A 21,785-nucleotide genomic window follows, 5' to 3' on the forward strand; every position below is an offset into this window, starting at 1 on the left:
GACTCCCCCCGGGGAACCAGCCGATCGGTACGGCATGTCAGCTGAGCCGATCGAAGACATGTGCCTGGCCACGCGCTCCGGGCGCGACGAATGGTGGCGTGACGCGGTGATCTACCAGGTCTACCTGCGCTCGTTCGCCGACGGGAACGGCGACGGCGTGGGCGACTTCGCCGGTCTCCGGTCGCGGCTGCCCTACCTGGCCGAGCTGGGTGTGGACGCGGTCTGGGTGACCCCGCACTACGTGTCGGGCGGCGCCGACGGCGGCTACGACGTGATCGACTACACGGCGGTCGACCCGGCCTACGGCACCGTCGAGGACGTCCGCTCGATGGTCGCGGACGCCCACGACCTGGGCCTTCGGGTGCTGCTCGACATCGTTCCCAACCACACCAGCGACCAGCACGAGTGGTTCCGGCGCGCGCTGGAGGACCCGTCCTCGCCCGAGGCCGCGCGCTACCACTTCCGTCCCGCTTCGGATTCGCCGCCCAACAACTGGCAGTCGATGTTCGGCGGTCCCGCCTGGTCGCGGACGCCGGACGGCCGCTGGTACCTGCACCTGTTCACGCCCCAGCAACCCGACCTGAACTGGGACAACCCCGCGGTGGCGGACGACTTCGACCGGACGTTGCGGTTCTGGTTCGACCTGGGTGTCGACGGGTTCCGGGTCGACGTGGCGTACGGGCTGTTCAAGGACCCGGCGTATCGCGACAACCCGGGCATCTACTCGCCCACGCTGTTCGGGCACGGCCCCGAGCAGGCCATGACCACCAACCAGGCCCGGGTGCACGGGATCTGGCGGCGGTGGCGGGGCGTCTGCGACGAGTACGCCGGCGAGAAGATGCTGGTCGGCGAGGTGTCGCTGGCCGATCTGGAGCAGGTCGGCCTGTACGCCCGCCCGGACGAGATGCACCACGCCTTCCAGTTCCGCCTGCTCAAGAGCGACTGGGACGCCCGGGCCTTCGCCGAGACGATCTCCGAGGCGCTCGCCGCGTTCGACGCGGTCGGCGCGCCCGCGCCGTGGGTGCTCGGCAACCACGACAAGGCCCGGCAGGTCACCCGGTACGGCAGCGAGCGCCGGGCCCGCGCGGCCGCGTTGCTGATGCTGGCCCTGCCCGGGTCGGCCTACCTGTACGCCGGGGAGGAGCTCGGCCTGCCCGAGGCGTCCGTGCCCGACGAGGCCCGCCGCGACCCGATCTTCTTGCGGTCGGGCGGCAAGCGCGCCGGCCGGGACGGCTGCCGCATCCCCATGCCGTGGGACTCGTCCGCCCCCGCCGCGGGCTTCACCTCCGGCGCCGACCCGTGGCTGCCGCTGCCCGCCGGCTGGTCCGGCTACGCGGTCGACCGGCAGGAGGGCGACCCCGCGTCGACGCTGACCATGTACCAGCAGGCGATCCTGCTGCGCGACCTCTACGAGCCGCTCGGCTCGGGCCTGGCCTCGGTCACCCGCACCGGCGAGCTGATCCGGATCGACCTGGTCGCCCGGCACGGCGACCCCGACCCGATCACGGTCTGGATCAACATGGGCGCCGAGCCGGCCTCGGTGCCCGCCCACCGCCTGCTGCTGGCCTCCGCCCCCGACGTCGGCGGCCCGGTCGCCGGCAAGCTGACGCTGGCCCCGGACACCGCCGTCTGGACCCGCGTCTGACCCCCCGGGTGCCCGGTCCGCCTCCCCCTGGCGGACCGGGCACACACCGGGGTCGGCTCAGGGATCTCACCGATGTCTTCTCGGTGCGCCGGTTGTCCAGGATGGACGCCATGAGTCGCCGCAGTGTCGTCGCGTCCCTTGTCGCCCTGGTCACCGGTCTGGCGCTGGCGGCCGGCCCGCCCAGCCACGCCGGGCCGAAACAGCAACAGCCGCCGATCACCTGGACGGTCTGCGGCAAGGACAGCGCCGTGCGGTGCGGCACGCTGCGATTACCGGTCGACTGGTCGCGGCCGGACGGCGCCACGTTCGAGCTGGCGGTCGCGCGGCGCACGGCCCGCCATCCGTCCGGGAAGGTTCTGGTCTTCGGGCCGGGCGGGCCGGGTGACTCCGGCGTCGACCGGATCCTGGCCGGCGACCGGTTCAGCGCCGAGATCCTCGACCGCTTCGACACGGTCAGCTTCGACCCGCGCGGGGTCGCCCGCAGCGGCGGGCCGAAGTGCGACCTCTCGCTCGATCGGCCGGGACTGCTCACCAGCCAGGCCGACTTCGACTCTGTCATTGCCTCCAACCAGGCGAAATGGGCGGTCTGCCGGGACACGAGCGCGGTCTGGGACCACGCCGGCACGGCGAACGCGGTCCGCGACCTCGACGCCCTGCGGCAGGCCCTCGGGCTTCGGCAGCTGACCTTCCACGGCAGCTCGTACGGCACCCTGCTCGGCCAGCAGTACGCCGAGCGCTACCCGGGCCGGGTCCGGGCGATCGTGCTGGAGAGCGTGTTCGACCACAGCCTCGGTGTGCGCGAGTTCGTCCGGACGCAGGCCCTCGCGGCGCAGGACGCGTTCGACGAGTTCGTGGCGTGGTGCGGGCGGAGCGACGACTGCGTGCTCCGCGGCCACGATGTCCGCGCCATCTGGAACGACGTGCTGCGCCGGACCGACCGGGGCGAATACCCGCCGTACACGGCGTTCGAGATCGCGATGCTGCCGATCGCCCGGCTGGCCGCACCCAACCGGGCCGGCCTGGCCGACGACATCGCCGGCCTGCGCGACGGCACCGCGCCGACGATCAAGCTGCCGCCGCTCGTGTCGTCGGTCTTCTGCGCCGACTGGCCCGCCGCGGTGCGTGATTTCGCAGCATACGAGCGATTGGTGGGCGACGCCCGCCGGGCCGCGCCCGATGTCCGGTACGGCGGGGGGCTGCTCGCCATCCGGGCCTGCCTGGGCTGGCCGCAGCCGGTCGCCAACCCGCCGCACCGGCTCGACGTGCACACCCGGACGCCGTTGCTGCTGCTCAACTCGCGGCACGACGTGCGCACCGGCTACGTCTGGGCCGCCCATGTGGCGGCCCAGCTCGGCCGGCACGGGCGGCTCGTCACCTACGAGGGGTCGGGGCACGGGGCGTACGGGAACACGCCCTGCACCACCGCCGCCGTGGACAGATATCTGATCGACCTGGTCCTGCCGCCGCCCGGGGCGACCTGCCCGGGTTGAGTATCGTCGAACCATGTCGATGGGTCGGGCGGCCGTCGCCCTCGAGGGGGCCCTGGTCGCCGTGGTGGCAGTCGCCGCCCTGGTGCCGGCGTTGCGCGGGCCCGACCTGGGGCCCTACTCGGTCAGCATGGCCGACGCCGATCCGGTCGCGGCCGCTCCCCCGGCCATGCCGGGCGCCTCGACCGGGTCGTACGCGTGGAACTGCGGCCGCAACGAGGGCGGCCACCGCAACACAGCCAACATCGTGGTCACGCCGGGCCGGCCGGGGCCACAACATCACATGCACGACTACGTGGGCAATCTGGGCGTGCGGGACGACTCGACCGTCGACAACCTGCTGGGAAAGCCCACGACCTGCACCAACGGTGACGCGTCGACGTATTTCTGGCCGGTGCTGCGCTACGTTGAGGGTGGCCGGGACGAGCACGGCGGGCCCATCCAGGTGCCGGTGTCGCTGACGATGACCTACCGCGGCAACCCGCGCGGGCCGGTGCTGGCGATGCCGCGGCTGCTGCGGGTGGGGGTCGGGGACGCGTACGCGCACACCAACGGCGGGCGGCTGGCCAAGGCCTGGTGGACTTGCTCCGACACACTGGACCGGCAGACGATGAGCTACCCCGCGTGTGAGGACGGAGCCCAGGTGGTACGGATCTTCGACTTCCCCAGCTGCTGGGACGGCCGTCAGCTGGACAGCCCCGGCCACCGTCAGCAGGTCGTCTTCCCGGCCGAGGGCGGCGGCTGCCCGGCCGGCACGTTCGCGGTCCCGCAGCTCAGGATCACGATGACGTACGCGGTCCCGCCGGGCACGCGCTACCAGATCGACGCTTTCGACGGACAGGACAACCACCCCGCCACCGATCACGGGTTCCTGGTCAACCTCATGCCCGACGCCGCCATGAAACGGGTCGTGACCTGCCTCAACAACGGTCTCACGTGCGACGAGACGGCCACCCGGCGGGCGGCGTCGTGACCACCCCCGAGACCGGCGACCACGTCGACCTCGCCGGCTATCTGGTCGGCGAGCTCACGCCCGGGCAGCGCGACGAGGCCGACCGGCATCTGGCCGGCTGCGCCGAGTGCCGGACCGAGGTCGAGTCGCTGCGCGAATGGACGTCGCGGCTGCAAGCCGTGCCGGAGGAGATGCTGCTCGAGGGCCCGCCCGACGGCGGCGACCTGCTGCTGCAGCGCACCCTGCGCGAGGTGCGCAGCCAGTCGTCGGGGGCCAGGCGCCGGCGGATGTTCCTGATGTCGGCCGCGGCCGCGGTCGCCGTCCTCGCCGCGGTCGGAGGCGGCGTCTTCGCGGGCCGGTCCACCGCTCCCCCGGCGCCGGTCGCGCAGGCCCCGCCGACCGCCACGACGCCCACGTCGGTGGCCGGCACGCGTACGGGCACCGCGGTCGACGCCACCACCGGCGCCCGGATCACGGTGGCGGTCGCCCCGGCTACGGGCTGGGTGCGGGTCACGGCGGCGGTCGCCGGCATCCCCGCGGGCGAGAAGTGCGTGCTCGAGGTGGTGGCCCGCGACGGGTTCACCGTGCAGGCCGGCAGCTGGATCGTCTCGCCCGCCGGCGAGGCGGGCGGCACCACGCTCAACGGCAGCGCGCTGATCGACCCGGCCGATGTCGCCTCGGTCCGGGTGGTCAACACCGCGGGCCGGCAGTTCGCCAGCGTCAACGTCTGACATTCAGCAACCTGACGGCAACCCGGGCGTTTGCACGGCTCACATCGAGGACTCGGCGTTCGCTGCGCAGTAAGTTGCTGGAAACGTCTATGGGGCAGGGTGCGGAACATGGACCTTCGCAACGGGCTGCGGCCGCTCGGAAGCACACCGGCCGAGTTCGAACAGGATCTGCTGAGCAACCTGTACTACCGCCGGGGCACGACGGTCGAATCGGCGAGCGCGCAGGACGCGTACGAGATGCTCGCCCTGACCGTGCGGGACCGGCTCGCCGCCCGCCGCGCCCGCACGGCCGCGGCGCACTACGAGAGCAACCCGCGCTGGGTCTACTACCTGTCCGCGGAATACCTGCTCGGTCCGCAGCTCGAGCAGAACCTGCTCTACAGCGGCACCGCCGACCTGGCGCCGGCCGCGCTCGAGGCGCTGGGCTTCTCGCCCGCGGAGGTGGCCGCGCTCGACGTCGAGCCGGGTCTGGGCAACGGCGGCCTGGGCCGGCTCGCGGCCTGCCTGCTCGACTCGATGGCCACCATGGACATCCCCGCGGTCGGCTACGGCATCCGCTACGACCTGGGCATCTTCAAGCAGGAGTTCGTCCACGGCGAGCAGGTCGAGCGGCCCGACGACTGGGCGTTCCAGGGCGACCCGTGGGAGTTCCCGGCCGCCGACGACTGGCAGACGGTCGGCTTCTACGGCTTCCTCGGCCCCGAGGGCTGGGTGCCGGGCGAGGTCGTGCACGGTGAGCCCAGCCATCTGCTGGTCCCGGGTTACGGCACCGAGACCGTCAACATCGTCCGGCTGTGGCGGGCCCGTGCGGCGCAGGCGTCGTTCGACCTGCGGCGGTTCGCGGCCGGGCAGTACGCCGAGGCCGTGCAGGACGCCGTGCGCGCCGAGAACATCAGCAAGGTGCTCTATCCCGACGACAGCACCGACATGGGCCGCGAGCTGCGCCTCAAGCAGCAGTACTTCCTGGTGTCGTGCTCGCTGCGCGACATCGTGCGGCGCTTCCGGTTCCGCAATTCCGACTGGGCCGACTTCCCGGCCAAGACGGTCATCCAGCTCAACGACACGCACCCGACGCTCGCCATTCCCGAGCTGATGCGGCTGCTGGTCGACGAGGAGCGGCTGGAGTGGGACCAGGCCTGGTCGATCGTGCGGCAGACGTTCGCGTACACCTGCCACACGCTGCTGCCCGAGGCGCTCGAGACGTGGCCGGTGGAGATGCTGGGCCGGCTGCTGCCCCGCCACCTCGAGATCATCTACACGATCAACGAGGCGTTGCTCGGCGAGGTCCGTTCCCGTTTTCCCGGCGACCTCGACCGCGTACGCCGGATGTCGCTGATCCAGGAGGAGCCGCAGCGCCGCGTCCGGATGGCCAATCTGGCCGTCACCGGCACCTTCGCGGTCAACGGCGTGGCCGAACTGCACTCGCAGCTGCTCACCTCGACCACGTTCACCGACTTCGCCGCCCTGTGGCCGGACCGGTTCACCAACGTCACCAACGGCGTCTCCCCGCGGCGTTTCGTCCGGCTGGCCAACCCCGGCCTGGCCGAGCTGATCACCTCGGGGCTCGGCAGCGACGCCTGGCTGCGTGACCTGTCCCTGCTGTCCGGCCTGGCCCCGCTGGCCGACGACGCGTCGTTCCGGTCGCGCTGGCGTGCCGAGAAGCGGCACGCCAAGGCGGCTCTCGGGCTCGGCGACCCGGGCGCGATGCTCGACGTGATGATCAAACGTTTCCACGAGTACAAGCGGCAGCAGCTCAAGCTCCTGCACGTGATCACGCTGTACCACCGGCTGCGCACCGACCCGGGCCGCTTCGGCGTTCCCCGCACGGTGCTGTTCGGCGGCAAGGCGGCCCCGGCCTACTACGCGGCCAAGTCGATCATCCGGCTGATCAACGCGGTGGCGGCGACGATCGCGGCCGACCCGAAAGCGTCGGGCCTGCTGCGAGTGGTGTTTCCGCCCAACTACAACGTGACGCTGGCCGAGCGGATCATTCCCGCGGCCGACCTGAGCGAGCAGATCTCGATGGCCGGCAAGGAGGCTTCCGGTACGGGCAACATGAAGCTCGCCCTCAACGGCGCGCTGACGATCGGCACGCTGGACGGCGCCAACGTCGAGATCCGCGACCGGGTCGGCGCCGGCAACTTCTTCCTGTTCGGCCTGGACGCCCCGGCCGCCGCCGCGCTGCGCGCCTCGGACTACCGCCCCCGTTCCGTCAGCGACTCCGACGAGGAGTTGCGCGCGGCCCTCGACGCCATCCGGTCCGGCGCGTTCGGCGGGGTGGGCCAGGAGGTGGCGCAGTCGCTGCTCGACCGCGACGAATACCTGACGCTGGCCGACTACCGCTCCTACGTCGACAAGCAGGACGAGGTCGCCGCGGCCTGGCAGGACCAGGAGAAGTGGACCCGCATGTCGATCCTGAACACCGCGAACAGCGGGTTCTTCTCGGCCGACCGGACGGTGGCCGACTATCTGTCGCGGATCTGGCACGTCGAGCCGGTGCGCGTGTCTCCCTGACCGGGGGCTTGGCAAGCGCAGCCCGTGCGCGTTGGATGTCGGTGGGATGCACAGACACCGGCCGAGCCTCGGGATCCTGCTCCACCACATCCATGTGAGCGGGCCACTCTCGCGTGCCGCGCTGGCCGAGCGGATGGCCGTCAACCGGAGCACGATCCTGGCGCTGACGGCCGAGCTGGTCGCGGCCGGGCTCGTCACCGAGGAGCATCCGGCCGGCACCCAGGGGGCGGGGCGGCCGTCGCTGGTGGTGCGCCCGTCCCCGCACGTCTTCGTGCTGGCGTTCGACGTGGCGGTCGACCATCTCACGGCCGCCCGGGTCGGGCTGGGCGGCCGGGTGCTCGACCGGCGGTCGGCCCCGCGCACCCGTACGGGCGTGGACCTCGACACCGTCGTCCGCAAGCTGGCCGGTCTGGGCCACGACCTGCTCGCCACCGCCCCGCCCGGCTCGACCTGCGCCGGGGTCGGCGCCTCGTACTGCGGCATGATCCGGCCCAATGACGGCATGGTCCGCTACGGCCCCGAGATGGGCTGGGTCGACCAGGCGTTCGGCACCGAACTGGCCAAGGCCCTCGACATCGGCCGTCCCGTGGCCGTCGGCAACGAGGCCCACCTGGGCGCGCTGGCCGAGTTCGAACGCGGCGCCGGCGCCGGGATCCCCGACCTGATCTATCTGCACGGCGACGTCGGCGTGGGCGGCGGCATCCTGGTCGGCGGTCAGCTCCTGGGCGGCGACGGCGGCTACGGCTGCGAGGTCGGCCACATGCTGGTCAACCCGAACGACGGCCGCCCGTGCCTGTGCGGCTCGCACGGCTGCCTGGAAGCCGAGACCGGCGAGTACGCCCTGCTGGCCGCGGCCGGCCGCACCCCGGGCCCGATCGGCGCCGAGGCCATCCGCGCGGTGGTTCGTGACGCCCGGTCGGGCGACCCGGCGGCGGCCGCGGCCGTGGCCGAGATCGGCGACTGGCTCGGCATCGGCGTGGCCAACCTGATCAACCTGTTCAACCCCGGCGTGGTCATCTTCGGCGGCATGCTCCGCGACGTCTACACGGCCGCCGCGCCCCAGGTGGCGGCCCGCATAGCCCGGCACGCGATGCCGGTCTCGCGAGAGCGGGCCCGGCTGACGGTCTCGGCGCTGGCCGCCGACGCCACCCTGCTGGGCGCGGCCGACCTCGGCTTCGCCGCCCTGCTCAACGACCCGATCGGCTAGCGTCCGCCGGTCCGGTGCCGATCAACGATCCGATCGGCCGGGGGCCGCACGGTCCACGGGCCCCCGCCGCGCCGCCGGTTCGGTCCGGGCCTGACTCCTTCTCGACGGTGTGCCGCTGCGACGACACTTTTCGAAGTGCTTAGTAGTTTCCAAGTTGGAAAGTAAGTCGTAGCCTGAGGACATGACGGGGGACGACGAGATGAGCCCGGCCCGGGCGGCCGTGGCGCTGGCGGGAATAGACCAGTCCGGGGCGGCGGTCCGGGATCACTCGTCGTGGGTGCGGCGCGCCCTGGCCGCGTACGGGATGGCCACTCTGGTGTTCTTCCCGGCCGGGGGCCTGACGCACGGGGCCTGGGCGGTGGTCACCGGTGTGGTGTGGGGCGGGTTTCTGCTGAGCGTCCTGAGTTATGCCCGGCCGCGGCGGGTGGTCGGGCACGGGTTCCGGCGGCTCTATCTGCGCGCGACCGCGGCCTGGACGGCGCTGTGGCTGGCCGGGACGATGATCGGGCATCTGCTGTTCGCCGATCGGGTGGCGTTCTGGGTTCCGGCCGGCGCGGTGGTGGCTCTGCCGATGGTCGCGGCCGCGGCGAGGGCCCGATGACCGGGCATCCCCGGCACGGGCTCGACCCGGTCATCCACTCGCCGATCCGGCTCTCCATCGTGGCCTGTCTCGCCGCCGCCGACAAAGCCGAGTTCGCGTTCGTCCGCGACACCGTGGAGGTGAGCGACTCCGTGCTCTCGCGGCAGGTGACGTTACTGAGCGAGGCCGGCTACGTGAAGGCGCGTAAGGGGTACGTCGGGAAGCGGCCGCGGACGTGGCTCTCGCTCACGGCGGCCGGGCGCAGCGCGTACGGGAAGCATCTGGCCGCTCTGACCGCGATCGCCACCATGCCGGTCCGGGACGAAGCCGATGTCTGAGCGCCCGCCCGGCAGTTACGGATTCGACGCGCCGCGCCTGATCGCGGTCCCGGCCCTGCTGATGGCCGCCGGTCTCGTCCAGGCCGTCGTCAGCCGCACCTTCTGGCCGCTGATCGGCGTCGTGCTGATCGGCGCGTGCTGCGGCCTGGGGTTCTACGCCTCGCGCTACGGCAAGTTCGTCGTCTGGGCGCGGCTGCTCGACGACCTGCGCGGCGACGAGGAGGTGCTCGACCTGGGCTGCGGGCGCGGCGCCGTGCTGATCACGGCGGCGATGCGGGTGCCGGCGGGCCGGGCGGTCGGAGTGGACCTGTGGCGGACGGGCGACCAGTCCGGCAACGGCCCGGAGGCCACGCTGCGCAACGCAGCCGCGGCGGGGGTGGCCGGCGTGGTGACGGTCGAGACGGCGGACATCACCGCGCTGCCCTTCCCCTCGGAGTCGTTCGACCTGGTCGTCTCGAACATCGTCCTGCACAACCTCAAGGCGTTCGGCGACCGCGACCGGGCCGTGGCCGAGGCCGTACGCGTGCTGCGCCCCGGCGGCCGTCTGCTGCTGGCCGACCTGAACCACACCCGCCAGTACGAGCTGCGTCTGCGCGGCCTGGGCCTGCAGTCGGTCTCCCGGCGCGACCTGGGCCGGCGGCAGTGGTGGTCGGGCCCGTGGTTGCCGACCCACCTCGTGAGCGCCCGCAAGCCCTAGAAGAGCGCGTTCACGCCTCCCGGACGACGTCGGCCGGCCAGCCCGCCTTGCCGAGGATCTCGCGGACGGACTGCTCGACGGTGACCGGGTGCGTGCTGACCTGGAAGTGCCGGATGCGCTCGTGGTCGGAGCGGGAGTGGTAGAGGTCGATGTAGTCGCGCAGCCGCTCCCGCCACTCGTCGGTGGGCTCCCGCTCGGTGACCCGCTGTTTGAGCACGGCGACGGGGGCGGTCGTCTCGCAGATGAGCAGACGCGCGCCGGGCACGGCCGCCCGCAGCAGCTCGACCTCCTCCTCGTCGGCGAACACGGTCGGGATGATCAGCTTGAGGCCCGGCGCGGCGGCCCGGTAGTTGGGCCAGAGGGCGCGCAGGTTGTCGCGCGGGAACTGCCGGCCGGGGTGCGGGTACACGATGCTCAAGTCGTCGAGGTCGATGACGCCGTGCGCCACCCGCTGGACGGCGAGCGTCTCGGACAGGGCCCGCGCCAGGGTGCTCTTGCCCGACCCGGGCGAACCATGCAACACCAGCACATCGGTCACGCCGCGATTCAACACGGCCCCTCGTCCGGCCGAAACCGATTTTCCGCGGCGCCGCGGCCGGCCGGGGAAGACCGGTGCCGCGGCCGGCCGGGGAAGACCGGTGCCGCGGCCGGCCGGAGGCGGGGCGGTCAGGCCTCGCAGGCCGAATCGGAGGTTCTCTGCTGCAGGCGGGCGGCGTGGGCGGGCCAGCCCTCGGCGGCGGCGAAGGTCGCGGCGGCGGTCAGGGCGGCCGGGGCCTCGGGGGCGGTCAGCAGGTGGTCGAGCAGGCGGGTCAGGGCGGCCCGGCGGTCGGCCCGCCTGTCCTCGTCGGCCGAGCGGCCCGCCGCGTACACCTGGACGAGGTCGTGGATCGCCCAGCGGCCGGGCGCGGCCGGGGTCACGAGGTGGTGCTGGGCCAGCTCGCGCAGCTCGTCCCGCGCGCAGACGCCGGCGAGGGCCTCGGCGGCGTCCGCGTCGAAGGTCGGGCCGGGGTGGTGGGCGAGCAGCCGCAGCAGGTCGCGGGCCCGCGGCGACAGGTTCCGGTAGGAGATGTCGAGCGCGGCCTGCACGCCCGGGTCGAGCCGGCCGGTGCGGCGGCGTTCGGCGAGCCAGTCGGCGTGGTCGGTGAGCGTCCAGCCGGGCCGGTTGCGCATGTGCCCGGCCACCAGCGACAGCGCCAGGGGCAGGTAGCCGCACGTGGCGGCGATGCGGTCGACCGCGGCCGGGTCGGGGCCGGCCGGGATCTCGGGCACCGCGGCCCGCAGATAGGCGCGAGCCTGGGCCGGGGTGAAGACGCCGACCGGCACGTGCAGCGCGTCGATGAGCCGGTCGAGGCGGCGGCGGCTGGTGATGAGGGTGACGCTGCCGGGGGCCTCGGGCAGCAGCGGGCGGACCTGATCCTCGTCGGCCGCGTCGTCGAGCAGGATCAGCGTGCGCGCGCCGGCCAGCCGCGACCGGAACGCCGTGGTCCGCGCGGCCAGGTCGTGCGGCACCTGCTGGCCGGCCATGCCGAGCAGCCGCAGGAACCCGTCGAGGACCGCGCCCGGCTCGACCGGCGGCTGGTCGGGGTGGCAGCCGCGCAGGTTGACCACGAGCACCCGGTCGAACGGGCCGGTCGCCGCCAGCTCGTGGGCCAGGTGCACGGCCAGCCGGGTCTTGCCCGCGCCGGCCATGCCGGACAGCACCGTGACCGCGGCCGGCACGACCGGGGCCCGGCCGATGTGGCCCGGCGGGTCGGGCGGCAGCGAGTTGAGCACCCGCACCTGAGCGTCGGGACGGGTCTCGCCGCTGACCACCCGCAGCGCCTGCCGCCACTGGGTGGTGTAGCCGACGTCGTCGTGCAACGCCTCGACGACCGCGACGACCAGGTCGGGGTCGAGCCGGCGGCGGCCCGCGCGGAAACAGTCGACGACCGTGGTCTTGCCGACCTGCTCGCCGGCCGGGCGCTTGGCGTTGACCCGGGCGGCGATGGTCTCGTACGACGGGTTGCCGGCCCAGGTCTTGAGCAGGCGCAGGCAACCGGCGACCTCGTCCAGGGTCTGGGCCTGGCCGGGGTCGGGCAGCACGGCGAACTGCGACACGGCGGCTCCCGCGGGGTTCGGGACGTCGGGACGATCGACGGTAGTCGGTTCCGGCCCGAGCTTATGTCGGCGGATCGACAGCGACCGCACCTTGGGACACCCGGCCGATGCGAACCGTGACATGCAGCGGCACCGACACCGTGACCTCGTGATCCGAAGAGGAGACCGAGGAGGAGACGGAGGAGGAGACCGCGGACGAGACCGAGGAGGAAGCCGAAGCCCGCGACGAGGGGGCCGAAGCCTCCGGGGAGGAAGGCACGACCACCGCGGCCGGCGGGCTCAGCACGTCGTGCAGGAGTCGCTGCGGGCCGTCCGGCACGGTCGCCGACGAGGCCTCCAGCCAGGCGATGATGCTGCTGATGCGGGCGCCCTCGTTGGCGATCCAGTCGATGCGCGTCTCCCCCATGCCCTCGGTCCACACCGCGCCGTCGGTGGTGAGGATGCGACCCTCGCCGTCGCGCCGCGGCACGCCCGAGTGGTGCAGCCCGACGACCTCCCACTGGTTGTTGTAGAGCGGCGAACCGGACGAGCCGGGCGCGGTGTCGGTGCGGTAGTGCAGGAAGTCGTCGAGGCGGTCGATCAGCTCGTTCTGCTGCAGGGCCAACTGCTTGGGCCCGCCGTCGGGGTGCTGGACGATGTTGATGCACTCGCCCAGCAGGATCTTGCCCTGGTCGCGGCTGATCCGGTTGAATCCGAGCCGGGCCAGCGGCTCGGGCGCCGGGCCGGCCGACTGCTCCTGCACCGCGACGACGCTGAAGTCCAGCTCGCGGTTGGTCAGGAACAACGCCTCGGGCATCAGGCCGAACGTCTGCGTGGTCCGCAGCCGCCCGTCCAGGCCGTTCTCGAAGTGGAACTCGACCCGCGAGGTGGCGGCCACGTCGGCCGAGGGCAGCACGTGGTTGTTGGTCAGCAGCACGCGGGGCGAGATCAGGAACCCGGTGCCGAAGCCGCGGCCCTGCACCCGGTCGCGGATGTGCACCCGTCCGACGGTGCGCGCCACCACGCTTCCCAGCTCCAGGAAGGCCACGCCGAGCAGGTTGTCGCCGCCGAGGACCCGTTCCAGCACGATGTCGTGCTCGACGCTGCCCAGCGATTCGAGCGGCCGCCCGAGAACCCCGGCCAGAGATTCCCGTACGAGGGGCTGCTGCATCACCCGCTGGGAGCGCAGCGCCACCCGGCTGGGGTCGTCGACCTCGGTGATCTTCAGGTCGCCGGCCCGGACCCGGGTGATCCGCTCGCGCGTCTCTTCCCGCTCGGCGGTCCGGGCGGCGTAGCGCAGCTCGGTGGCCGGCGTGCTCGTGAGCTGATCCACGGCGTTCTCCGATCCGGTGACGGGTTCCGGGGCCGGGACGGGTTCGGAGAGCGGGAACGCGACGACCAGGCGGGTCGGGTCGCCCTCGCCGGGCGGCGGTGTCCGCACCGGGTCGGCGCCGGGGGCGCACGGCGTCGACCCGGTGAAGCGCAGCAGCATCTTGCGGAAGTCGGTGACCGCCGCGAAGCGCTGCAGCAGGGCCAGGACCGCGCGGATCCGTTCCGACCGCGTGCCCGCTTCGGCGCTGTTCAGATAGAGCGTGAGGCGGTCGATGGCGACGCTCAGGCCTTCGTTGTAGAGCGGCAGCCCGCGGTCGACCATGCGCAGGAACGCGTCGATGGCCTCGTCGTGGCGGCACTGCCGGGCCAGGTACTCGCCGCGCAGGGCGGCGCCGTCGGGCAGCCAGCCGAAGTCGTCCTGCAGGGTGAGGGTGTACTGGTCGAGGTCGGTCACCCGGTTGAGCCGCAGCAGCGCGTACGCCTTGACCGCCGCGGCCACCGGGTCGGCCGGCACGCTCGCCGCGTCCTGGGCGGACAGGCTGGTCGCGGCCTCGGAGGTCAGGCCGAGAGCCCGGTAGCGCAGCAGCGCGTCGGCCTCCATGTCGGCCATGTGCACGTCCAGCGAGACGCCGTTGCGGGACCCGCCGGCCTCGTCGCCCTCGCCGACCACGGACAGCACCACCTCGCACCCGTGGCCCGCCGAGATCGGCAGAGCCACGTTGAGGGCGGGGTGCCCGGCCTGCAGCGCCTGCAGGAAGCTGGGCCGGTCGGAGCCGGGCACGCTGATCCGCAGCGAGCCCGGATGGCGGGCCGAGACGACCAGCGGGCCGACCGGCTGGGGCTCGGCGGCCGAGGTCAGCGCGTTGCCGCGGAACAGCCGGACGTGCACCAGCGCGCGGGCGTCCGGCGCGGGCCCGGGTTCGGGCCGGGGCGCCAGCGGCGGCCGCAGGACCGTGACGTCGGACCCGGGCATGCCGAACCCGAAGTATTCGCCGAGCAGGTCGTCGACGGCGACATCGGAGTCGGCGGGCGCCGCGGGGGCGCCGAGCGACTCGAGGACGACGGGCCCCGCGGTGTCGACGACCGAGGCGGCCGGCCCGTGCCAGGGTGTGGCCGGCGGCGGCGGTCCCGGCAGCAGGGTGCGGCCGGGGTTGCCGATGTAGAGCGAGATCTCGTCGCCGGCGTCGGACGGCGAGGCGGCCCGGGGTGGTGCGAGCACCGCGACCTCCGGCTGGTCGCTCGTCTCGGGGATGCGGACCTCGCTGGTGAGCAGGTGGCCGCCGGGCATCTGCGCGCTGACCACGTACGTCGCCCCGCGCGGGAGCCCGCCGACGGTCTGACCGCTCACGGTCTGCGCGACCAGCGACAGGTCGGCCCCGCGCACCTCGACCGGCACCGCCAGCCGGTTCAGTTCGTCGCTGTGGAACCGGGTCTCGATCCGCAGCTCCCCCGTCGTCTCCGGCCTGGTCATGGCGTCATCCTCGCTGTCCACATCCGTGGCCGGAGCGGCTCGACGAGGAACGGCTCGGCCGGGCTGTCCTGCAGGCCCGCGGTGGGCGGGTCGACCACCGCGGAGAAGTGGTAGTAGCCCGCGCGCAGCGACGGCGCCGGCACGCTGAACCGGGCCCCGGCCGCCGGGATCTCGCGGCCGGCGCCGGAGTCGCGGATGTCGCGCACCCGGATCCGGGTCGAGGCCGCGGCGTGGCCGGGCTCGACGAGCAGTTCGAACGGCACCTGCGGGCACTCCGCGAGATAGCACAGCACCGCGTTCTCGGTGAAGCCGTCGAAGATGACCGCCTGCTTTCCCCCGTACGCCCGGTTCACCTCGTCCATGCGCAGGGCCATCCCCTTGCTGAGCGAGAACGACGTGACGTGCCAGTCGGTCGCCCGGCGGCCGGCCGCACCACGGTCGGGGGGCTCGGCGGCGTCGCCGGACAGGCAGCGCAGCAGCGCGATGCTGAACAGCGTCTGCTGGCCGGGCACGGCCTGGGCCTCGCCGGACGGGATGGAGGCGTAGAAGACCGGCGCGCGGCGGTCGTCGAGCAGGTCGCTGCGTTCGCCGTCGAAGGCCGGCATGGCCCGCAGATCCTCGAACGAGAGCATGCGCGAGGGCGTGTTGCGGCACGCGTCGACGAAGTAGAACTGCGTACGGGCGATCTCCGGCCGGGCCGACGCGGATCGGCCGCCGCCGGCCTGATCGGCGTACGGGGCCATGCCGTTGCGCAGCGAGGCCAGGTCGACCGCGTTGAGCGCGAGCACCCCGCCGTCGCCGAAGCTGTCCATCAGCATCAGCTGGTCGCCGCGGGTGCGCTGGATGCCGTGGCCGGCGAAATAGAACATGGTCGCGCCGTCGCGGTGGTGTTTGGCGCTGTCCCGCCAGCCGGCGGCCGCCCGCACGAAGTTCGTCACGGTGCAGCACGGCGCCTGCAGCTCGTCGATCGGCGGGGCCGCGAACGACCGGCCGGGCTGCTCGGTGGCGGCGGCCTCGGCGCCCTGCGGCGAGAGCAGCAGGCGGACCGAGCCCAGCGGCAGGGCGAGACGGTTCTCGGCGGCGGCCCGCAGGAGCCAGTCGAGCATCAGATAGGCCGAGAGCCCGGTCGAGGAGAGCTGCCGCATGCCCAGTCCGGCCTCGGTCGCCGGTTGGTCGCGGGCGGGCAGGTTCGGGTAGGCGCTCACGCCCGCGATCAGCACGTGCATGGCCGGACGGCCGGCGACCGCCGGGTCCTCGTAGATCAACCAGGGCTGGCTGGACGGGCGGTTTCCCGGAGTCAGCAGAGGCATCGCTGTCACCTCCCGCGCGGGTCACCCGGACCCGCGGAAAGGCCAGTCTGCGCGCCGGGTGGCGGCCGCCGGAGGCTTGTGTCGGGATCTCGACCTACCCCCGTCACCCGGCCGGGCGGGCGACAAACTGCGGTTCTACTTGAAGGAGAGTGATCCCGTTGACCCCGACCCCGACACCGCTCCCGGCCCGAGTGTCCGGCACGACCCTGGTGGTCGCGATCGCCGTTCTGATGGCGTTCGCGTTGTTCGTCGTGTTCCTGATCGTCGAGCGCGATGCCTCCGAGCAGACCTGGACGCGGATGGCGTGGTTGTTCGCGTCGATCGAGGCGATCGCGTTCGGGGCGGCGGGCGCCATTTTCGGCTCGAGCATTCAACGGGAGCGGGCCGAGAAGGCCGAGGCCTCGGCCAAGGAGAACGCCGGTGCGGCCGAGAAGGGCAAGGCGCTCGCGGCTGTCGTCAAGGCCGACGACCCGGGGGCCGGAACGCCGGGGCTGGAGTCTCTCGGTGCCGGTGCGGATTCCGTCGCGGCCCGGCACGCGGCCGTGGCGCGGCACCTTTTCCCCTGAACGGACCGGACCTTTTCCGCTGAAAGTATGGGGTGCGAATCAGACATCCGGATTCGTTCGGATTCCGCATACGGGGGCCGGATGTGCCGCAAAGTAGTTGGTGCCGGACGGATCCGATAACGGGGGGTCGTTCCCGCACGGGGGCGTGAGCGACACGGTTCCGGACGGCGAGTACCGGGCGTGGCTGCCTTCGAGGCCCACGCCCGGTTCTCTTTTTGCCCCGTAACGGGCCTTAAGCGGCCGCGCCGCGCAGCACGCCGTCGACCAGCTTCTCGACGAAGCCCTCGTCGGGCACCCGGGGCTCCCACTGGAACAACCCGTGCATCATCGACGGGCCGGTCAGCATCAGCAGGGTGAGCTCGATGTCGAGATCGTCGCGCAGTTCCCCGGTCCCGATGCCGCGCCGCAGCACCGAGCGCATCAGTTCGCGCCGGGGCTCGACGACAGCCCGGTACATCTCCAGGATCGAGTCGTCGCGCACCAGCTCGGGCAGCAGACAGGCGGTGACCTTGCCGAAGCCGCGCTGGTGGCCACTGCGGTTGGCCCTGATCAGCGTGATCAGGTCGTCGCGGACGGACTCGCCGGCCAGCGCCGGCAGCGGGCCCTTCATCGCCGCGACGGCGTCGATGACCAGAGCCTCCTTGTTGGGCCAGCGGCGATAGATCGTCGCCTTGCCGACCCCGGCCCGCGCGGCGACCGCCTCGATCGAGATGGCGGCCACCGTCTGGCCCTCACTGAGCAGTTCGAGCACGGCGCGCAGAATCGCCTCGTCGGCCTGGGCGTTGCGTGGCCGGCCAGGAGCCTTACGCTCCTGGCCGGTCAACGAGGCACTGGTCATGGGGTTCATTGTTACCGACGCGTCACGCCTCGACCAGCTCCACGCCCTGCTCCTCGGCCAGGCCCTCGGCAGAGGTCGGCGCGGGAGCGGAGGCGGGGCGCTTGCCGGGCAGCCAGAGCAGCGCGACCACGGCGCCGAGCACGGCGAAGACGGCCGAGCCGATCGACGCGTAGTGCATGGCGTCGAGGAAGGCGCTGTTGGCCTGCGAGATCAGAGCGGGGGCGGCCGCACCGGCCTGCTCCGCGATCCCGTACGCCCCGGAGATCGACTCCCGGGCCGCGTCGGCCGCCCCGGCGGGCAGGCCGTCGGTCGCGTCACCGAGGTTGTTGCGGTAGACCGACGAGAGCACGGCGCCCAGCACCGCGACGCCGAGCGCGCCGCCGAGCTGACGGATCGTGTTGCTGACGGCCGAGCCGACACCCGCCTTCTCGCGGGGCAGCGCTGCCATGATCGACTCGGTGGCGGGCGGCATCACGTTGGCCATGCCGACGCCCATCACGAAGAACGCGGCGCCGACCACCCAGATCGGGGTGTCCTGACCGATGAAGATCCAGATCGACAGGCCGGCCGCGACCAGGAGCAGGCCGACCGTGCTGACCGCCTTGGGGCCGAACCGCTTGACCATCGCGGCGCTGCGCGGGGCGAACACCATCTGGGCGACCGCGAACGGGACGAACAGCGCGCCGGACGCGAGCGGGCCGTAGTCGCGGACCAGCTGCAGGTAGAACGCGCCGAAGAACATCGCGCCCATCGCGGCGAAGAAAACCAGGCCGATCACGCCGGTCGAGGCCGAGAACGTGCGGTTGCGGAACAGGCGCACGTCCAGCGACGGGAACTTGGTGCGCAGCTCCCAGATCACGAACACGGTCAGGACGACCACGGCGCCGGCCAGCGTGCCCCACGACCTGGGGTCGCCGAACCCGGCCTCGCCGCCTTCGATCACGCCGTACGTGAGAAGGGTGAGACCGACGATCGAGAGCAGGACGCCCGGGATGTCGATCCGGTTGGGCCGCGGATCGCGGGACTCGGGCACGAGGAAGCTCACGAGGAACACCCCGGCGACGGCGATCGGCACGTTGATCAGGAAGACCGAGCCCCACCAGAAGTGCTCGAGCAGCAGGCCGCCGACGATCGGGCCGATGGCCACGCCGAGACCGACGGCGCCGGCCCAGATGCCGATGGCGCGCGGGCGCTCCTGCGGGGTGAAGACGTTGGCGATGATCGACAGGGTGGCCGGCATGACGGCGGCGGCGCCCAGACCCATCAGCGCGCGGGCCGCGATCAGCTGGTTGGCCGTGTCGGCGTAGCTGGAGATCAGCGAGGCCAACGCGAAGATCGCGAGGCCGGTCACCAGCGTGATCCGGCGGCCGAGCCGGTCGGCCAGGATGCCGGCGGTGAACAGCAGACCGGCGAAGACCAGGGTGTACGAGTTGATCGCCCATTCGAGTTCGCTCTGCGTGGCCCCGAGACCGTGCTCCGGGTCGGCGATCGTGCGCAGAGCGACGTTCAGGATCGTGTTGTCGAGCACGACCACCAGCAGGCTGATGACCAGCACGCCAAGGATGGCCCACCGCCGGGGGTGACCGGCGGGAGCGGTCGTTGTGCTTGCGTCCATCTGGCGTTCCCCCATATTTCGAAACGGAACTGTTCCGTATCCGAAGAGCACGTTAGACCCTCCGGAAATGAAACGGAACGTCTCCGTATCGGAATGTGCCGCCGGTCACTCGCGGAACGCAACCCGCCTGCTCCCGGCCGTTCCCGCGACCGGCGGCCCCGGCGGCCGACATTGAGCGCATGGTGACTGGGACGCACGGGCTGTCACGCTGGCTGCCGACCGGAGGCGGATTGCGGGACGAGGACTGGTCCGGGCGGCATCTTCTGCTCACCCGGCTGCTGGCCGCCGCCCTGGCGGCGCTGATCGTCTTCGGCCGCTTCCGGGACGCGCTGAACGGCGGCGTGGCCACCTGGATGCTCCTGGTGATCATCGCGTGCATCTTCGCGGCGGCCCGGCTCCCCGGCCGGCGGCTTCCGTCGATCTTCGTGTCCTTCGGCTTCGTCTCGGCCTGCACCGCGTTCGTCGCGATGTGCCAGGGCACGACCGAGGCCCACTTCACCTTCTTCATCGTCGTCGGCGCGCTCGCCCTCTATCGGGACTGGGCGCCGTTCGGTGTCTTCCTCATGGCCACCACGGCCCACCACGCGATCTTCGGGCTGGTCGACCCCGACCTGACCTACGGGCACGAGGCCGGGCACACCCACCCGCTGTTCTGGGCGCTGGTGCACGGCGTCGCGGTGCTGTTCGCGGCCGCCTTCCAGCTGATCGCGTGGCGGCTCAGCGAGGCCGAGGAGCTGCGTGCGCAGGAGAACCTGGACGAGAGCCAGGCCCAGCTCAGCGTGGCCTTCGACGAGACGCCCGTGCCGATGGCCATGCTGTCGCCGGACGGCCGGATCCTGCGGACGAACTCGGCCTACCGGACCTGGCTGCGCCTGCCCGACGAGCTGCCGGCCGGCTATCACGTGTCCGACCTGCCGATCGAGCCGGTCGACGAGGACGCGGCCCGGATGATGGACCAGCTGGTCGCGGAGAAAGGCTCCGCGACACACCTGCGCAACTACCGCCGCAAGACCGACGGCGAGAACCTGTGGATCGAGATTCACGGCACCAGCGTGTACGACAAGACGGGCGCGCTGCGCCTGATCTTCGTGCACTGTCTCGACGTCACCGAGAGCCGCCGTCACCAGGAGGAGCTGCAGAACCAGGTGCGCCACGACGCGCTCACCGGCCTGCTCTCCCGCTCGGCCTTCGAGCACGACCTGGCCGAGCTGCTGGCCACCGGCGAGCCGGTCAACGTCCTCTACCTCGACGTCGACCGCTTCAAGTCGATCAACGACGGGCAGGGGCACGCGGCCGGCGACGAGCTGCTGCGCGCGCTGGCCGCCCGCCTGCGCGACTCGGTGCCGGCCGCTTCGCTCGTGGCCCGGCTCGGCGGCGACGAGTTCGTGGTCGCGCTGGCCGCCGCGCCCGAGATCGGCGCCCAGACCGGCTACGGCATGCTGGCCGCGTTCTCCGAGCCGCTGCTGCTGGGCGACGGTCACCTGCAGGTCGCGCTGAGCGTCGGGCTGGCCACCGGGCGCGGCGCCGGGCAGGCCGACGAGACCGTGCTGGCCGCGGACACCGCGATGTACGCGGCCAAGCGGGCCGGCGGCAACCGGCTGCACATCTTCAGCGACGACCTGCGGGTCAAGGTGCGCGAGCGCCTGACCGCCGAGGCCCGCCTGCGCGAGGCCCTGGCCGGCGACCTGGAGGAGACGCTGCCCATCTGGTTCCAGCCGATCGTCTCGGCCGCCACCGGCGAGATCACCGGCGCCGAGGCGCTGGTGCGGATGCGCGTGTCCTCGGGACAGATCCTCGCCCCCGGTCACTTCATCCCGGTCGCCGAGGAGACCGGGCTGATCGTGCCGCTCGGCGAGCACGTGCTGCGCCTGGCCGTCCGCCAGCTGCTCGCGTGGGGCGACCAGCTCGGCTACGTGTCGGTGAACGTCAGCCCGCGGCAGCTGGCCGAGGCCGACTTCGTGCCGATGCTGGCCAACCTGCTGGCGGCCCACCCGCAGCTGGACCCGTCACGGCTGGTCATCGAGATCACCGAGACCGCCCTGCTCGGTTTCTCGGTCGACGTCCGCGAGCGCCTCGAGATGATCAAGGCGCTGGGGGCCCGGATCGCCCTGGACGACTTCGGCACCGGGTACAGCTCGCTGACCTGGCTGCAGTCGGTGCCGGCGGACGTGGTCAAGCTCGACCGCTCGTTCGTGGCCGGGCTGTCGGCCGACCCCCGCAAGGCCTCGATCATCGAGGCCGTGCTCTGGCTGGCCCGCTCGCTCAACATGTCGGTGGTGGCCGAGGGCGTCGAGGACCCGGCCGACTGGGACGCCCTGCGCGGTCTGGACTGCCCGTCCTGCCAGGGCTACCTGTTCGGCAAGCCGATGCCGGCGGCCGAGTTCGGCGCGACATTGCGGCCGGCCCTGGAGGCGCAGGACGCGTGA

At 72.6% G+C, this 21,785-nt stretch carries 17 protein-coding genes; 11 read left to right on the plus strand and 6 right to left on the minus strand.

Annotated elements, in window-relative coordinates:
• Positions 1-34: 34 nt before the first annotated feature.
• From ACZ3I4_RS05200 to ACZ3I4_RS05240, 9 genes are all read left to right on the plus strand, one after another.
• Positions 35-1,645: a glycoside hydrolase family 13 protein gene (locus tag ACZ3I4_RS05200; protein WP_465380586.1), complete on the plus strand. Its 1,611-nt coding sequence runs from the start codon at positions 35-37 to the stop codon at positions 1,643-1,645.
• 110 nt (positions 1,646-1,755) lie between these two features.
• Entirely contained in the window at positions 1,756-3,135 is a 1,380-nt protein-coding gene (locus ACZ3I4_RS05205) for an alpha/beta hydrolase (RefSeq protein WP_465380587.1), read from the plus strand.
• A 13-nt stretch (positions 3,136-3,148) separates the two neighbouring features.
• Positions 3,149-4,105, plus strand: coding sequence for a DUF1996 domain-containing protein (locus tag ACZ3I4_RS05210; protein WP_465380588.1), 957 nt, complete (start codon positions 3,149-3,151; stop codon positions 4,103-4,105).
• Positions 4,102-4,815, plus strand: coding sequence for an anti-sigma factor family protein (locus tag ACZ3I4_RS05215; RefSeq protein ID WP_465380589.1), 714 nt, complete (start codon positions 4,102-4,104; stop codon positions 4,813-4,815). The genes ACZ3I4_RS05210 and ACZ3I4_RS05215 overlap by 4 nt, the downstream gene beginning before the upstream one ends.
• 108 nt (positions 4,816-4,923) lie before the next feature.
• Positions 4,924-7,329 carry a glycogen/starch/alpha-glucan phosphorylase gene (locus tag ACZ3I4_RS05220; RefSeq protein WP_465380590.1) on the plus strand — a complete coding sequence of 802 codons (2,406 nt, stop codon included), beginning with the start codon at positions 4,924-4,926 and terminating at the stop codon, positions 7,327-7,329.
• A gap of 46 nt (positions 7,330-7,375) precedes the next feature.
• A complete protein-coding gene (locus ACZ3I4_RS05225) occupies positions 7,376-8,536 on the plus strand; it encodes an ROK family protein (RefSeq protein ID WP_465380591.1) in 1,161 nt (386 codons plus the stop codon).
• Between the two features lie 181 nt (positions 8,537-8,717).
• On the plus strand, positions 8,718-9,137 hold the full coding sequence (locus ACZ3I4_RS05230) for a hypothetical protein (RefSeq protein ID WP_465380592.1): 420 nt from the start codon (positions 8,718-8,720) through the stop codon (positions 9,135-9,137).
• On the plus strand, positions 9,134-9,454 hold the full coding sequence (locus tag ACZ3I4_RS05235) for a winged helix-turn-helix domain-containing protein (protein ID WP_465380593.1): 321 nt from the start codon (positions 9,134-9,136) through the stop codon (positions 9,452-9,454). Before ACZ3I4_RS05230 ends, ACZ3I4_RS05235 begins: the two co-directional genes overlap by 4 nt.
• The gene (locus tag ACZ3I4_RS05240; RefSeq protein WP_465380594.1) at positions 9,447-10,151 is read left to right on the plus strand and encodes a class I SAM-dependent methyltransferase; all 705 of its coding nucleotides are present in this window, start codon (positions 9,447-9,449) and stop codon (positions 10,149-10,151) included. Before ACZ3I4_RS05235 ends, ACZ3I4_RS05240 begins: the two co-directional genes overlap by 8 nt.
• A 10-nt stretch (positions 10,152-10,161) precedes the next feature.
• Here the strand turns inward: ACZ3I4_RS05240 and ACZ3I4_RS05245 are convergent, their stop codons facing one another.
• From ACZ3I4_RS05245 to ACZ3I4_RS05260, 4 genes are all read right to left on the minus strand, one after another.
• Positions 10,162-10,689, minus strand: coding sequence for an AAA family ATPase (locus ACZ3I4_RS05245; protein WP_465380595.1), 528 nt, complete (start codon positions 10,687-10,689; stop codon positions 10,162-10,164).
• 128 nt (positions 10,690-10,817) lie between these two features.
• Positions 10,818-12,248, minus strand: coding sequence for a hypothetical protein (locus ACZ3I4_RS05250; RefSeq protein ID WP_465380596.1), 1,431 nt, complete (start codon positions 12,246-12,248; stop codon positions 10,818-10,820).
• 61 nt (positions 12,249-12,309) lie between these two features.
• Positions 12,310-15,030, minus strand: coding sequence for a trypsin-like peptidase domain-containing protein (locus ACZ3I4_RS05255; RefSeq protein ID WP_465380597.1), 2,721 nt, complete (start codon positions 15,028-15,030; stop codon positions 12,310-12,312).
• Positions 15,027-16,340 carry a caspase family protein gene (locus ACZ3I4_RS05260; RefSeq protein ID WP_465380598.1) on the minus strand — a complete coding sequence of 438 codons (1,314 nt, stop codon included), beginning with the start codon at positions 16,338-16,340 and terminating at the stop codon, positions 15,027-15,029. Before ACZ3I4_RS05260 ends, ACZ3I4_RS05255 begins: the two co-directional genes overlap by 4 nt.
• 158 nt (positions 16,341-16,498) lie before the next feature.
• Between ACZ3I4_RS05260 and ACZ3I4_RS05265 the strand changes: the two genes are divergently transcribed.
• On the plus strand, positions 16,499-16,906 hold the full coding sequence (locus ACZ3I4_RS05265; RefSeq protein WP_465380599.1) for a hypothetical protein: 408 nt from the start codon (positions 16,499-16,501) through the stop codon (positions 16,904-16,906).
• Between the two features lie 232 nt (positions 16,907-17,138).
• Here ACZ3I4_RS05265 and ACZ3I4_RS05270 read toward each other — a convergent pair whose 3' ends face one another.
• Both ACZ3I4_RS05270 and ACZ3I4_RS05275 read right to left on the minus strand, forming a co-directional pair.
• The gene (locus ACZ3I4_RS05270) at positions 17,139-17,744 is read right to left on the minus strand and encodes a TetR/AcrR family transcriptional regulator (RefSeq protein ID WP_465380600.1); all 606 of its coding nucleotides are present in this window, start codon (positions 17,742-17,744) and stop codon (positions 17,139-17,141) included.
• 22 nt (positions 17,745-17,766) lie between these two features.
• Positions 17,767-19,359, minus strand: a complete 1,593-nt coding sequence (locus ACZ3I4_RS05275) for an MFS transporter (RefSeq protein ID WP_465380601.1) — start codon at positions 19,357-19,359, stop codon at positions 17,767-17,769.
• Between the two features lie 179 nt (positions 19,360-19,538).
• Between ACZ3I4_RS05275 and ACZ3I4_RS05280 the strand changes: the two genes are divergently transcribed.
• Entirely contained in the window at positions 19,539-21,785 is a 2,247-nt protein-coding gene (locus ACZ3I4_RS05280) for a putative bifunctional diguanylate cyclase/phosphodiesterase (RefSeq protein WP_465380602.1), read from the plus strand.

Source organism: Actinoplanes sp. NPDC021490 (assembly GCF_055562135.1).

Excerpts from the sequence above, each read along its gene's own strand:
- ACZ3I4_RS05200 (WP_465380586.1), top strand. The coding sequence starts at position 35 with ATGTCAGCTGAGCCGATCGAAGACATGTGCCTGGCCACGCGCTCCGGG.
- ACZ3I4_RS05205 (WP_465380587.1), top strand. The coding sequence starts at position 1,756 with ATGAGTCGCCGCAGTGTCGTCGCGTCCCTTGTCGCCCTGGTCACCGGT.
- ACZ3I4_RS05210 (WP_465380588.1), top strand. The coding sequence starts at position 3,149 with ATGTCGATGGGTCGGGCGGCCGTCGCCCTCGAGGGGGCCCTGGTCGCC.
- ACZ3I4_RS05220 (WP_465380590.1), top strand. The coding sequence starts at position 4,924 with ATGGACCTTCGCAACGGGCTGCGGCCGCTCGGAAGCACACCGGCCGAG.
- ACZ3I4_RS05225 (WP_465380591.1), top strand. The coding sequence starts at position 7,376 with ATGCACAGACACCGGCCGAGCCTCGGGATCCTGCTCCACCACATCCAT.
- ACZ3I4_RS05230 (WP_465380592.1), top strand. The coding sequence starts at position 8,718 with ATGACGGGGGACGACGAGATGAGCCCGGCCCGGGCGGCCGTGGCGCTG.
- ACZ3I4_RS05235 (WP_465380593.1), top strand. The coding sequence starts at position 9,134 with ATGACCGGGCATCCCCGGCACGGGCTCGACCCGGTCATCCACTCGCCG.
- ACZ3I4_RS05240 (WP_465380594.1), top strand. The coding sequence starts at position 9,447 with ATGTCTGAGCGCCCGCCCGGCAGTTACGGATTCGACGCGCCGCGCCTG.
- ACZ3I4_RS05255 (WP_465380597.1), bottom strand. The coding sequence starts at position 15,030 with ATGACCAGGCCGGAGACGACGGGGGAGCTGCGGATCGAGACCCGGTTC.
- ACZ3I4_RS05260 (WP_465380598.1), bottom strand. The coding sequence starts at position 16,340 with ATGCCTCTGCTGACTCCGGGAAACCGCCCGTCCAGCCAGCCCTGGTTG.
- ACZ3I4_RS05270 (WP_465380600.1), bottom strand. The coding sequence starts at position 17,744 with ATGACCAGTGCCTCGTTGACCGGCCAGGAGCGTAAGGCTCCTGGCCGG.
- ACZ3I4_RS05275 (WP_465380601.1), bottom strand. The coding sequence starts at position 19,359 with ATGGACGCAAGCACAACGACCGCTCCCGCCGGTCACCCCCGGCGGTGG.
- ACZ3I4_RS05280 (WP_465380602.1), top strand. The coding sequence starts at position 19,539 with ATGGTGACTGGGACGCACGGGCTGTCACGCTGGCTGCCGACCGGAGGC.